The following is a 13,027-nucleotide window of genomic DNA, read 5'->3' as shown; positions in this document are numbered from 1 at the left end:
GGCCGCTATCGGGGGCTTGCTCCCGATGAGGCCCTAAAGGTCGCCCATGATCCGACCGGCAAACCCAAACACCCGCCGCCCACCACTCAAATCCACCAACTCCACCTCGCGGCTCTGCCCCGGCTCAAACCGCACCGCAGTCCCCGCCGGAATGTTCAAGCGCATGCCCCGGCTGGCGGCACGGTCAAACGTCAGCGCGTCATTGGTTTCGAAAAAATGGTAATGCGAACCCACCTGGATCGGCCGGTCGCCGCTGTTGGCCACGCTCAGGATGATGGTGCGGCGGCCGACGTTGAGTTCGATCTCGCCGGGCTGGATGCGGTATTGGCCAGGAATCATGCAGGTTGCCCCAGGGTCTTGAAGTAGATGGCGGTCGGGCTGTAGCGCCCGTCCGGGCTTTGGCAGTAATCGGGCAGTTCACCGATCTTGGTGTAGCGCAGCGCCTGGTAGAAGGCTTCCGCCGTAGAGCCGGCTTCGGTGTCCAGGTACAGCAGGCCGCGTTTGTGTTGGCGCGCGGCGAGTTCCAGCGCGTGCATCAATTGCTGGCCCAGGCCATGGCGCCGGGCGCTGCTGTGCACCAGCAGTTTTTGCACCTCGGCACGGTTCAGGCCATTGGCTTTCTGGCACAGCGCCAATTGCACGCTGGCCTGCACCTGTTCATCGCGCACCACCACCCACAACAGCAAGCCGGCGTCTTCGATACCGGCTTGCACGCCGCTCAAATAAGCGCGGGCCTGGGCGTCATCGAAGTCAGCCATGAAACCCACCGAGGCGCCATGCTTCACCGCGTCCAGCAACAGTTCGATCAAGCCCTGGCGGTAATGGGCAAAGCTTTCAGCATGGACTCGACGCAGTTGTGCAGCGCTCATCGATCTCACTCCTTGGGCGGTTCGGCGCCCGGGTTCAAGGCCAGTTGCATAAAGGTCAGGTCGAGCCAGCGGCCAAACTTGATGCCCACTCGCGGCATCTGCCCGGTGGTGACGAACCCCAGGCGCTCATGCAGGCGGATCGAGGCCTGGTTGCCGCTTTCGATGGCGGCGACCATCACGTACTTGCCGGCGGCGCGCGCGCGTTCGATCAAGACTTGCATCAGGCGCGGGCCCAGGCCTTTGCCGCGCTGGTCGTTACGCACGTACACCGAGTGCTCGACGCTGTAGCGGAAGCCTTCGAAGGGCCGCCAATCGCCGAACGAGGCGTAGCCGGTGACCTCATCGTTTTCCACCGCCACCAGAATCGGGTAGCCCTGGGCCTGGCGCGCGCTGAACCAGGCCTGGCGGTTGGCCAGGTCCACCGGTTGCTCGTTCCAGATCGCTGTGGTGTTGCACACCGCGTCGTTGTAGATGTCGCGAATGGCGGGAAGGTCCTTTTCGGTTGCATCACGAATCATGGCCGGGCCTCAGGCAATCGGTTGGTGGACGGTGACCAGCTTGGTGCCGTCCGGGAAGGTGGCTTCCACCTGGATATCCGGGATCATTTCCGGGATGCCTTCCATCACCTGTTCGCGGCTGAGCAGGGTGGTGCCGTAGTGCATCAGGTCGGCCACAGTGCGGCCATCGCGGGCACCTTCCATCAGCGCGGCGCTGATGTAGGCGATGGTTTCCGGGTAGTTGAGCTTCACACCGCGCGCCAGGCGACGCTCGGCCACCAGGCCTGCGGTGAAGATCAACAGCTTGTCTTTTTCCCGTGGGGTGAGGTCCATGGTTCAAGGTCCTTTAAATGCATTCTTAAATACAGTGGAGATCAAATGTGGGAGGGGCGGTGCGACGATTCGACTTGCTCCCGATGGCGATGGATCAGTGACAGATTTATTGCATGACACTCAGCTATCGGGAGCACGTCGAATCGTCGCACCGCCCCTCCCACATTTTGATCTTCATGTGCTCCAGATTCGTGGTGCGACGGCTTCGCGCCCAAGTGCCGCCGGACGCAACAGCCGCCATAAATCAATCAACCATCCCCGCGCCAGCAGCGCTTCACCGGCCAGGCAACGCGCCACCAGCAAGCCGGGCAGTTGGGTCAGGTCGCCGCGTACGGCGTTCGGCAGCGCGCGACATTGTTCAAGCAACTGAGCAGGGATGTCGCCGGTGACCAGCAATGTGGCGAACACCGGTTGCCCATCCAGTCCGATCGGTGAGTCGAGCAAGCCATCGCCGCCGACGATGCGCTGGCGTTCATGCCAGAGCAACCGACCGTCGCGGCGGATATCCAAATGGGCTTGAAAATGGCCCAGGTCGAAGCGCTCGCCACTGGCTGGGCGACCCAGGGCGACCACATCCCAGTAGAACAGGCGGGCGTCGCCTTGCAGGTCAATGCGCGTGGTGAGTTCGGCCTGGGCGGCGCTGAATACGATGGTTTCCTGGGGCAGCCATTCCAGCGTGGCGCCCGCTGCGACGCGCAGGTCGAGGTGCTGATACGCAGGGCCCTTGGCGCGATACCACTTGGCTGCGCCGGGGCTGGTCAATTGGGCCCAGGCACCTTCGGCGACATGGGCGCTGATAGCCAGGCGATCCCCGCCGGCAATGCCGCCGGGCGGGTGCACGATGATGTGCTGGCACACCTCGGGGCCTTCGGCATACAGGTGCTTTTGCACGCGCAGCGGGCCGAGGTGGCGGCGCATCACCGGGCGCGTGGTGTCGCCGAAACGCGCGTAGCCGAGTTCCAGCTCGGCGTGCCAGCTGGGGGTGAACAAGGCAGAGGAAACGGGCAGGTTCATGGTTGGGTGCTTATCGTCAGGACGCTACAGATTAGATCGTTACCAGGCCGCGCACACCGTCGCTTTGCATATTTTCGCCACGGCCCTGCTGCACGATTTCACCCCGCGACATCACCAGGTACTGGTCGGCCAGTTCGGCGGCGAAGTCATAGAACTGCTCCACCAACAGAATCGCCATGTCGCCGCGTGCCGCGAGCTGTTTGATCACTGCGCCGATCTCCTTGATCACCGACGGCTGGATGCCTTCGGTGGGTTCGTCGAGGATCAACAGGCGCGGGCGGCTGGCCAGGGCACGGCCGATGGCCAGCTGCTGTTGTTGCCCGCCGGACAAGTCACCGCCGCGCCGATGCTTCATCTGCAGCAGCACCGGGAACAGCTCGTAGATAAACGCCGGCACCTCTTTGGCCTCCGAGCCAGGGAAGCGCGACAGGCCCATCAGCAGGTTTTCTTCTACCGTCAGGCGCCCGAAAATCTCGCGACCCTGGGGCACGTAGGCGATCCCTGCATGCACGCGCTGGTGTGGCTTGAAACCGGTAATGGCGCGACCTTCCCAATTCACCGCGCCCTCTTTGGCCGGCAGCAACCCCATCAGGCACTTGAGCAGGGTGGTCTTGCCCACGCCGTTACGGCCGAGCAGGCAGGTCACTTCGCCGATCTTCACGTCAAACGACAGCCCGCGCAGGATGTGGCTACCGCCGTAGTACTGGTGCAATTTTTCGACTTGCAGCATACCCAAATTCTCCTCAAATCCTTTGTGGAAGGGGGCTGGCAAGCCCCCTTCCAGCAAGTCAGCGGCCGAGGTACACCTCGATCACCCGCTCGTTTTCCTGCACCTGTTCCAGCGACCCCTCGGCCAGCACGCTGCCCTGGTGCAACACCGTCACGTGGTCGGCAATCGAGCCGACAAAGCCCATGTCGTGTTCCACCACCATCAGCGAATGCTTGCCCGCCAGGCGTTTGAACAGCTCGGCGGTGAACTCGGTTTCGGCGTCGGTCATGCCCGCCACCGGTTCATCCAGCAGCAACAGCTGCGGGTCCTGCATCAACAGCATGCCGATTTCCAAAAACTGCTTCTGGCCGTGGGACAGCAGGCCGGCAGGGCGCTGTACCGATGCGGTGAGGCGAATGGTGTCGAGCACTTCTTCGATACGGTCTTTCTGTTCGCCGCTCAGGCGCGCGCGCAGGCTGGCCCACACCGACTTGTCGGTGTTCTGCGCCAGCTCCAGGTTTTCGAACACGCTGAGGGCTTCGAACACCGTGGGCTTCTGGAACTTGCGGCCGATGCCGGCCTGGGCGATCTGCACTTCACTCATGCCGGTGAGGTCCAGGGTTTCGCCGAACCAGGCGTTGCCGTGGCTGGGTCGGGTCTTGCCGGTGATCACGTCCATCAGCGTGGTCTTGCCCGCGCCGTTGGGGCCGATGATGCAGCGCAGTTCGCCGACGCCGATGTACAGGTTGAGGTCGTTGAGCGCCTTGAAACCATCGAAGCTGACGCTGATGTCTTCCAGGGTCAGGATCGTGCCATGGCGCGTGTTGAGGCCCTTGCCTGCAGCCTGGCCGATGCCGATCGCATCACGGCCGCTGCCTGCATCGAAAATAGGTTCAAGCATGACGTTCCTCATTTCTTCAGCAGGCCGATAACGCCCTTGGGCAGGTACAGGGTGACGATGATGAACAACGCCCCGAGGAAGAACAGCCAGTATTCCGGGAAGGCCACGGTGAACCAGCTCTTCATGCCATTGACCACCCCGGCGCCGAGCAAGGGGCCGATCAGCGTGCCGCGCCCGCCCAGGGCCACCCACACGGCGGCTTCGATGGAGTTGGTCGGCGACATTTCGCTGGGGTTGATGATGCCCACCTGCGGCACATACAAAGCCCCGGCCAAGCCGCACAACACGGCGCTCAACACCCACACGAACAGCTTGAAACCACGCGGGTCGTAGCCGCAGAACATCAGGCGGTTCTCGGCATCGCGCAGGGCAGTCAGCACGCGGCCGAACTTGCTTTGCGCCAGGCGCCAGCCGATGTACAGGCTCGCCACCAGCAGCAGCACCGTGGCGGTAAACAGCACGGCGCGCGTACCCGGCTCGGTGATGCCAAAGCCCAGAATGCTGCGAAAGTTGGTAAAGCCGTTATTGCCGCCAAACCCGGTCTCGTTGCGAAAGAACAGCAGCATCCCGGCAAAGGTCAGGGCCTGGGTCATGATCGAGAAATACACGCCCTTGATCCGCGAGCGGAAGGCGAAGAAGCCGAACACCAACGCCAGCAACCCCGGCGCCAATACCACCAGGCACAGGGCCCACAGGAAGTGGTCGGTGCCGGCCCAATACCAGGGCAGTTCGGTCCACGATAAAAACGTCATGAACGCCGGTAACTCACTGCCGGCGGCCTGGCGCATCAGGTACATGCCCATCGCATAACCGCCCAGGGCAAAAAACAGCCCGTGGCCCAGGGACAGCATCCCGGCATAACCCCACACCAGGTCCAGGGCCAGCGCGACGATGGCGTAGCAGAGGATCTTGCCCACCAGCGTCAGGGTGTACGCCGACACGTGCAGCGGGTTTTGCGGCGACAGCAGCGAGCACAACGGCAACGCCAGCAGCAGGATCAGCACGATCACACCGACGGCAATCGTCGCCTTGGGGCCGGCCTTTTGTGCGGCCGTAAGCATCAATGGCTGGTTCATCAGTCGATCACCCGTCCTTTCAGTGCGAAGAGTCCCTGCGGGCGTTTCTGGATAAACAGAATGATCAGCGCGAGGATCAGGATCTTGCCGAGCACGGCTCCGATCTGCGGCTCAAGAATTTTGTTGGCGATGCCCAACCCGAAGGCCGCCGTGACACTGCCGGCCAGTTGGCCGACACCGCCGAGCACCACCACCAGGAACGAGTCGATGATGTAGCTCTGGCCAAGGTCCGGCCCGACGTTGCCGATCTGGCTCAGCGCCACGCCGCCCAGGCCGGCGATGCCGGAGCCGAGGCCAAAGGCGAGCATGTCCACGCGCCCGGTGGGCACGCCGCAGCAGGCGGCCATGTTGCGGTTCTGGGTGACCGCGCGCACGTTCAGGCCCAGGCGGGTCTTGTTCAGCAGCAGCCACGTGAGTACCACCACAAACAACGCAAAGGCGATGATCACGATGCGGTTGTACGGCAGCACCAGGTTGGGCAGCACCTGGATGCCACCGGACAACCATTGCGGGTTGGCCACCTCGACGTTCTGCGCGCCGAACACCAGGCGCACCAGTTGGATCAGCATCAGGCTGATGCCCCAGGTGGCCAGCAGGGTTTCCAGGGGGCGGCCGTACAAATGGCGGATCACCGTGCGTTCCAGCGCCATACCGATGGCGGCGGTGACAAAGAACGCCACCGGCAGCGCGATCAACGGGTAGAACTCGATGGCTGCGGGTACGTAGCGCTGCATCAGTAACTGCACCACGTACGTGGAGTAGGCGCCGAGCATCAGCATCTCGCCGTGGGCCATGTTGATCACGCCGAGCAGTCCGAAGGTGATCGCCAGGCCCAGCGCGGCCAGCAGCAGGATCGACCCCAGGGACATGCCGCTGAACGCCTGGCCGAGGATCTCGCCCATCATCAGTTTGCGTTTGACCTGGGCCAGGCTGGTTTCGGCGGCGGTGTGCACGCCGGCATCGGTTTCGACGCCGGGCGCGAGCAGGGCTTCCAGGCGCGTGCGGGCCAGCGGGTCGCCGGTGCTGCCAAGCAAACGCACGGCGGCCAGGCGCACCACCGGGTCGGGGTCGACCAATTGCAGGTTGGCCAGCGCCAGGCTCAGGGCGGTATGCACGCCTTCATCGGTTTCGGCGGCGACGCGCTGGTCGAGGAATTTGAGCTGCGCCGGTTGTGCGCTTTTTTGCAGGGTTTGCGCGGCGGTCAAACGGACCTTGGGGTCGGCGGCGAGCAGTTGCTGACTGGCTTGCACGTTATCGATCAGGCCGCGCAGGCGGTTGTTCAGGCGCACGGTTTTGGTTTCGCCGTTGAGCGTGAGCTGGCCTTGCTCCAGGGCGTCCACCAGCTCGATGCGTGTCGGGTCGGGGTTGGCGGCCCAATCCTGGAGGAGTTTGGCTTGCTGCGCCGGGTTGGCGGCGAGGAAGTCTTCGGCGTCGCTTGCGTGTACCGCCAAAGGCAGTAACAGCAGCAGTGCCAGGAAATAGCGATGGAGGGCAGCGGGCATAAACAAATGTCCTAGTCGTGCCGGACAGTGTGGGAAGAGGATCGCCCCCTCCCACATTTGGCCTGGGGGGCTTTAGTTGCTCTTCACCGCATAGTCCGGCTTTTTGTCATTGCCAGGGATGTACGGGCTCCACGGCTGCGCGCGGATCGGCTCCTGGGTCTGCCACACCACCGAGAACTGCCCGTCGGCCTGGATCTCGCCGATCATCACCGGCTTGTGCAGGTGGTGGTTGGTCTTGTCCATGGTCAGGGTGAAGCCCGACGGTGCGGCGAAGGTCTGGCCGGCCAGCGCTTCACGCACTTTGTCGACGTCGGTGGACTTGGCTTTCTCGGCCGCCTGCGCCCACATGTGGATGCCCACGTAGGTGGCTTCCATCGGGTCGTTGGTCACGGCTTTGTCGGCGCCCGGCAGGTTGTGTTTCTTGGCGTAGGCCTTCCAGTCGGCGACGAACTTTTTGTTCACCGGGTTCTCCACCGACTGGAAGTAGTTCCAGGCGGCGAGGTTGCCTACCAGCGGCTTGGTGTCGATGCCGCGCAGTTCTTCTTCGCCGACGGAGAAGGCCACCACCGGCACGTCGGTGGCCTTCAAGCCTTGGTTGGCCAGTTCTTTGTAGAACGGCACGTTGGAGTCGCCGTTCACGGTGGAAATCACCGCGGTCTTGCCGCCGGCGGAGAATTTTTTGATGTTGGCGACGATGGTCTGGTAATCGGCGTGGCCGAACGGGGTGTAGACCTCTTCGATGTCTTTATCCGCCACGCCTTTGGAATGCAGGAACGAACGCAGGATCTTGTTGGTGGTGCGCGGGTACACGTAGTCGGTGCCCAACAGGAAGAAACGCTTGGCGCCGCCGCCTTCTTCGCTCATCAGGTATTCCACCGCCGGGATCGCCTGCTGGTTCGGCGCCGCGCCGGTGTAGAACACGTTCGGCGACATCTCTTCGCCTTCGTATTGCACCGGGTAGAACAACAGGCCGTTGAGTTCTTCGAACACCGGCAACACGGATTTGCGCGACACCGAGGTCCAGCAGCCGAACACCACGGCGACTTTATCCTGGGTCAGCAACTGCCGGCCTTTTTCGGCGAACAGCGGCCAGTTGGACGCAGGGTCGACGACTACGGGCTCGAGCATTTTTCCGTTCACGCCACCCTTGGCGTTGATTTCATCGATGGTCATCAACGCCATGTCTTTAAGCGACGTTTCGGAGATGGCCATGGTGCCGGACAGCGAGTGCAGGATGCCGACCTTGATGGTCTCGGCGGCCTGGATAGTCCAGGTCATGCCCATGGCGGCAATGGATGCCGACAAAGTGAAAGCCTTGATCAAGCTGCGACGCTTCATGGTGCGATCTCCGAGTGCCTGAGTGTTGTTGTGGGTCAGATACTGGAGTGATTGCAAAGGCTGTGCCCGCTCGGGCCAGCCCTTGAATCCGGTGCTGCGCACCGCGATGAGCGCCAGACCCTGCACCGATTCGGCGCCTGGATCCGGCGATGGTGCGCAGCGGGCACCGCGCTGGTGCGTTAGCGAGCGATTGGCGTTGCCTGGCTTATGCCTGATCGGTGGCGGGCGCGCGCTGGCCGAAAAAGCGCGCCAACACCAGGCGATCCAATGCCCACACCGCGATCAGCGAGGCGCCCACCAGCGGGAAAATAATCGCCAGGCCGAGCATGATCAGCATCGCGGTTTTCCACTTGGGCAGGTCATGGCGCAACGGCGGAACGCCCAGGCCGCCCTGGGGCCTGCGCTTCCACCAGATCACCACGCCGCTGACGGCGCTGAGCAGAATCATCAGGCAGATCAACAGCACGATCAGTTGGTTGACCCAGCCGAACATCTTGCCCTCGTGCAGCATCACGCCGGTTTCAGTGGCGCGGGCGACAAGGTTGTAGTGCGCCCAACGCACATCGGCCAGGACCTTGCCGGTGTACTGGTCCACATGCAGGGTGGCATCAAAGCGCGGGTCGTCGGCGAACACGGCGATGGTGAACACGCCTTCGGCGGTGGTGGGGAAGGTGATGCTGTAGCCGGGCTCGACTTTGTGCGCGGTGGCCAGGTCCACTACTTGTTGCAGTCGCAGGGTGGGGGCGGCGGGAGCGGAATGCATGGCGCCGTGGTTCATGTGCTCGGCGTGGTCGCCGGACATCGGCATCGGCGTGTTTTCCATGGCCCAGGGCACGGTCTGTTGCGTCGCGGTGTTGAGCACCCGCGCTTGCTGGTCGGACTGCGGCACGTTGTTCCACATGGCGGCTGGAAAGCGGTTCCACAGGTCGGCGTATTGCTTGCCCCACAAGCCGGTCCAGGTCATGCCGCTGAGCAGCATCACCAGCAAAAACGCAGCGCCCCAGAAGCCCGCGACCGCATGCATATCGCGCCAGAACACTCGGCCACGACTGTTAATGCGCGGCCACAATACCCCGGCCGACGACTTGCCGCGCGGCCACCACAGGTACAGGCCGGACACGACGAGCATCACGCCCCAGCCGGCGGCGAGTTCCACCAGGCGGTCGCCGGTGGTGCCGATCATCAGCTCGCCGTGCAGGGCGCGGGCGATGGCTTGCAGGTTGTATTTTGCGTCCTGTTCGCCGAGCACCGTGCCGCGATAGGGGTCGACGAATACGGTGATTTCCCGGCCGCCGTTGTGCATCACGAACTGCGCGCTGCGGGTGGCGTCCACCGGGGGCAGGTACTTGCTGATTGCGCCCTGAGGGTAGGCGGCCTTGGCGCGTTGCAGTTGTTCGTCGGCGCTCAATGTGTGTTCGGCGGCGGGGACGGTCAGCAGGTGGCCGTACATCAACGGGTCGAGTTGGGGTTTGAACAGGTAGATGATGCCGGTGATTGCCAGCAGCACCATGAAGGGGGCGACGAAGAGCCCGGCGTAGAAGTGCCAGCGCCAGGCCAGGTTGTAGAAGGAGATTTTTTGCTTGTTCATCATCGGGCTCCGCAAGGCTTTGAGTTTTTTGTGTCAGGTACACCGTCATCGGGGGCAAGCCCCCTCCCGCATTTGGGAGGTATTCCAATGTGGGAGCTGGCTTGCCGGCGATGCGTTTAGAAGCTCATGTCCACCTTGGTCCAAAGGGTTCGGCCGGGCTCCTTGATGGCCTGCGGATCGCTGGCCGGGTAGCCGAACCCGGCGTTGCCCGCCAGGTTCAGGTGCTCGGCATAGGCTTTGCCGAACAGGTTGTCGACGCCGGTGCTGACCTTGAAGTGTTTATTGAGGCGGTACGCGGCGTTCAGCGAAAACACGCCAAAGCCGCCGCTCTTGTCGTAGTCCTTGCCGACCACATTGCCCTTGTTCGGGTCGATGCGGTGTTGCGCGGCGACCACCCGCCAGAGGGCGCCGGCGCTCCAGTCGTCTTCGCTGTAGGTGAGGCCCAGGCGTGTGTCCAGCGGCGGCATTTGCGGCAGGGGCTTGCCGTCGCTGCTGTTCTTGCCCCAGGCGTAGGCGAGGCTGGCGTCGGCTTTCCAGTGGCGCGTCAGCTTGTATGCCGCACCCAGTTCGCCGCCCATGATGCGCGCGTCGACATTGCGCGCCTGGGAGGTGGTGCCCATCCTGCCGGCCCGGTAGTCGAACAGGATGAAGTCACGCACCTGGCCCACATAGCCCGAGGCCCAGGCTTCGAGGTCGGCGGCTTTGTATTGCGCGCCGAAGTCGAGTTGGGTGGTTTTCTCCGGTTTCACCCCGTCGAAGGCATTCACTGAGCCTGCCGCGCCGGTGTTGGGGGAGAACAGTTCCCAGTAGTCCGGGAACCGTTCGGCGTGGCCCAGGCCGGCGTAGAGCGTGGTGGGGGTGTCGGCCAGGTCGTGCTCGTAACGCATGAAGCCCGAGGGCAGGGTGTCTGCGCGGCTATTGTCGGCGGTCGGGTTTGGGCGGGTGCTCATGCCGGAGCCGAGGGTTTGGCGAAAATCCTTGGCCGAGGCGCGGTCCAGGCGCGCGCCGCTGATCAGGCGGTCGCGGTCGGCGGCGTACCAGGTCAGTTCACCGAACACGCCGTAGTTGTGGAAGTTGGCGTCCTTGGTGCGCGGCAGGTCTTTGTAGGTGTCGATGCCCATGCTGCTGCGTGCGCGGTGTTCATTGGTCTGTGCATCCAGGCCGCTGATCAACTGCAGATCGGCCCAGCGCCAGGTGGCTTTGACCCGCGCGCCGAGGGTGCGACGGTCAACGTTGGAGGCCATGGGCCCGGCCATCATCCCGGTGCCCGAGGGCGTGCGCAGGCTGTAGTTGTCCATCACGTGGTCGGCGTAGTTGTAGTAGACCTGGGCCTCGACCTTGTCCAGCACCTCGCCGATATTCGATTTTTCGAAGCGCAGGCCCAGGCTTTCGCGCAGGAACTGCGAGCCGTCCATGCCGCGCCCGGCGTAGCGTGCTTCGCCATCGCCACGGCCGGCGGTGAGTTCCAGCAGGGTGTCGGCGTCGGGGGTAAAACCCACGGCCACGTCGCCGTTCCATTTGTCGTAGCGTGAGGCGACGGTGTCGTGGTTGCCGTCCTTGTAATCGTCGGCGTGTGCCTGGTTGCCGATCACCCGTACGTAGCCCCGCGGCCCGCCGGCGGCGGCGTCGATGACCTTGTCGAAACGCCCGTTGGAACCGGCCAGCACACTGGCATTGAGCCGCGTGCCCAGCTCGCCGAAGTGTTCCGGCTCGCGCTCGAACAAAATGGTGCCGGCCGAAGCGCCTGGGCCCCAGAGCACGGTTTGCGGGCCCTTGATCACGGTTAGGGTGTCGTAGGTTTCCGGCGAAATGTACGAGGTGGGCGCATCCATGCGGCCGGGGCAGGCGCCGAGCATCATGCTGCCGTTGGTGAGGATGTTCAGGCGCGAGCCGAACATGCCGCGCAGCACCGGGTCGCCATTGGTGCCGCCGTTGCGCACCAGGGCGAAGCCGGGGATGGTCTTGAGGTAGTCGCCGCCATCGCTGGCGGGCACCGGTTGGCGCGGGTCTTTCGGGTCGGTGACCACGGTCAGCGGCGAGCTGGGTGCGATCGCGGTGATCACGGTGGGGCTCAGCTCATGCTCGTCGGCCTGAACCTGTGGCGCCAGGAATGCGCCGCATAAAATGGCGAGCGCAGTGGTACTTCCCAATCGGGTGTCAGCAGAAAACCTGGACATGACAAATTCCATCAATCATTCGTAAACAACACGGCCAGCAGCCTGCGGCTGTCTGTCTAAAGTCGGCCGGGGTGAAGTAACGGTGTCAGACGTTTACGAAACGACGGGCGGCGCACGGCTGCGGGCGCCGGGGAAGATGCTCTGCCGGGCATGGCCCAGGCGCGTGGCGGGGGTGAGGGCATTGGCCGGCGGCGGGGGACCGAGGGCCACGCATGACACGCTGCCGGGCAGGGCGGGGCAACTGAACAGCAGGTCGCAATAACCGCACTTGGCCCAGAGTGCGTGGTGTTCGCTGGGGGCTTTGGGATGATGGGATTCGCCGTGGTCGCCCGGCATCTCCATGGGCATTGCCATAGACATACCGGCGTGATGGTCCATCGGCATCGCTTGGGAAATCAGCGGGCCGATAAAGATCATCAACATGGCAAACAGGCAGACCCAACTGCCGCGCTTCACGCGGTGTGGAGAGAGCCTGGCGCGAGGGGCGCCCATCGAGTGTTGGCCTATTGAGCGTGCTTATGCCCGTGGTTGGCCATCGGCGGCACTTTTTGTACCGAGACTTGCACCTCGACCTTGCCGGCTTTTTCGAAGGTCAGGGTCAACGGAAATTGCTTGCCATCGGCCAACAGGCTGCGGTCTTTGAGGCCCAGCAGCATCACGTGATAAGCCATGGGCGCGAAGGTCAGCTCGCCCTTGGCCGGCACGGCCACGCTGGGCACTTGCTGCATCTTCATTAAATCGCCCTGCATCACATGCTCATGCAATTCGGCTTTCTGCGCCAAGGGCGTCTGAGCACTGAGCAGGCGATCCGGGGTGGCGCCGGTGTTATGAATGACAAAGTACGCCGCAACCGTCGGCGCGTTCGGCGGCAATTCCTGGGACCAGGGGTCGCTGACCAGCAGGTCGCCGGCCTTGTAGTCTTCGGCGTTGGCGGCACTGAACACCGGCAGCAGCAACGCGGCCAGAAGCAGGGAAGATTTAAGCATGGCAGTTCTCCAGAACGGTTCTAAACGCAGTTCACTT

Annotated in this window: 14 protein-coding genes; all 14 read right to left on the bottom strand. The window is 63.5% G+C overall.

The genetic code is table 11. From position 1 onward, the window contains the following. Positions 1 to 33: 33 nt before the first annotated feature. The 14 genes from AB4N98_RS09545 to AB4N98_RS09480 all read right to left on the bottom strand — a co-directional run bounded on the left by AB4N98_RS09545 (position 34) and on the right by AB4N98_RS09480 (position 12,990). Entirely contained in the window at positions 34 to 339 is a 306-nt protein-coding gene (locus tag AB4N98_RS09545) for an urease subunit beta (RefSeq protein WP_017526372.1), read from the bottom strand. After that, entirely contained in the window at positions 336 to 869 is a 534-nt protein-coding gene (locus tag AB4N98_RS09540; RefSeq protein ID WP_068936064.1) for a GNAT family N-acetyltransferase, read from the bottom strand. Before AB4N98_RS09540 ends, AB4N98_RS09545 begins: the two co-directional genes overlap by 4 nt. A gap of 5 nt (positions 870 to 874) precedes the next feature. Then, complete coding sequence (locus AB4N98_RS09535; protein ID WP_017527909.1) at positions 875 to 1,387, bottom strand: GNAT family N-acetyltransferase; 513 nt, start codon at positions 1,385 to 1,387, stop codon at positions 875 to 877. 9 nt (positions 1,388 to 1,396) lie between these two features. Beyond that, positions 1,397 to 1,699 (bottom strand): urease subunit gamma, encoded by a 303-nt coding sequence (ureA, locus tag AB4N98_RS09530; protein ID WP_003171437.1) that lies wholly within the window; start codon positions 1,697 to 1,699, stop codon positions 1,397 to 1,399. A gap of 174 nt (positions 1,700 to 1,873) precedes the next feature. Further along, on the bottom strand, positions 1,874 to 2,713 hold the full coding sequence (locus AB4N98_RS09525) for an urease accessory protein UreD (protein ID WP_017527908.1): 840 nt from the start codon (positions 2,711 to 2,713) through the stop codon (positions 1,874 to 1,876). 31 nt (positions 2,714 to 2,744) lie between these two features. Further along, complete coding sequence (urtE, locus tag AB4N98_RS09520) at positions 2,745 to 3,443, bottom strand: urea ABC transporter ATP-binding subunit UrtE (protein WP_017527907.1); 699 nt, start codon at positions 3,441 to 3,443, stop codon at positions 2,745 to 2,747. A gap of 58 nt (positions 3,444 to 3,501) precedes the next feature. Next, complete coding sequence (gene urtD / locus AB4N98_RS09515) at positions 3,502 to 4,335, bottom strand: urea ABC transporter ATP-binding protein UrtD (RefSeq protein ID WP_017527906.1); 834 nt, start codon at positions 4,333 to 4,335, stop codon at positions 3,502 to 3,504. Beyond that, on the bottom strand, positions 4,332 to 5,399 hold the full coding sequence (gene urtC / locus AB4N98_RS09510; protein WP_065879429.1) for an urea ABC transporter permease subunit UrtC: 1,068 nt from the start codon (positions 5,397 to 5,399) through the stop codon (positions 4,332 to 4,334). Before urtC ends, urtD begins: the two co-directional genes overlap by 4 nt. Next, positions 5,399 to 6,901 (bottom strand): urea ABC transporter permease subunit UrtB, encoded by a 1,503-nt coding sequence (gene urtB / locus AB4N98_RS09505; RefSeq protein WP_065879428.1) that lies wholly within the window; start codon positions 6,899 to 6,901, stop codon positions 5,399 to 5,401. Before urtB ends, urtC begins: the two co-directional genes overlap by 1 nt. A 72-nt stretch (positions 6,902 to 6,973) precedes the next feature. Next, entirely contained in the window at positions 6,974 to 8,239 is a 1,266-nt protein-coding gene (urtA, locus tag AB4N98_RS09500) for an urea ABC transporter substrate-binding protein (RefSeq protein WP_026067266.1), read from the bottom strand. 205 nt (positions 8,240 to 8,444) lie between these two features. Then, the gene (locus tag AB4N98_RS09495) at positions 8,445 to 9,827 is read right to left on the bottom strand and encodes a PepSY-associated TM helix domain-containing protein (protein WP_460149389.1); all 1,383 of its coding nucleotides are present in this window, start codon (positions 9,825 to 9,827) and stop codon (positions 8,445 to 8,447) included. A gap of 116 nt (positions 9,828 to 9,943) precedes the next feature. Then, complete coding sequence (locus AB4N98_RS09490; RefSeq protein WP_065879426.1) at positions 9,944 to 12,004, bottom strand: TonB-dependent copper receptor; 2,061 nt, start codon at positions 12,002 to 12,004, stop codon at positions 9,944 to 9,946. A 93-nt stretch (positions 12,005 to 12,097) separates the two neighbouring features. Then, positions 12,098 to 12,496 carry a DUF2946 domain-containing protein gene (locus AB4N98_RS09485; protein ID WP_065879425.1) on the bottom strand — a complete coding sequence of 133 codons (399 nt, stop codon included), beginning with the start codon at positions 12,494 to 12,496 and terminating at the stop codon, positions 12,098 to 12,100. Positions 12,497 to 12,507: 11 nt separating this feature from the next. Then, positions 12,508 to 12,990: a copper chaperone PCu(A)C gene (locus tag AB4N98_RS09480; RefSeq protein WP_017527899.1), complete on the bottom strand. Its 483-nt coding sequence runs from the start codon at positions 12,988 to 12,990 to the stop codon at positions 12,508 to 12,510. Between the last annotated feature and the right edge of the window lie 37 nt (positions 12,991 to 13,027).

The organism is Pseudomonas sp. S3_E10, from assembly GCF_054667615.1.
This window is presented reverse-complemented; position numbering and strand designations above follow the sequence as displayed.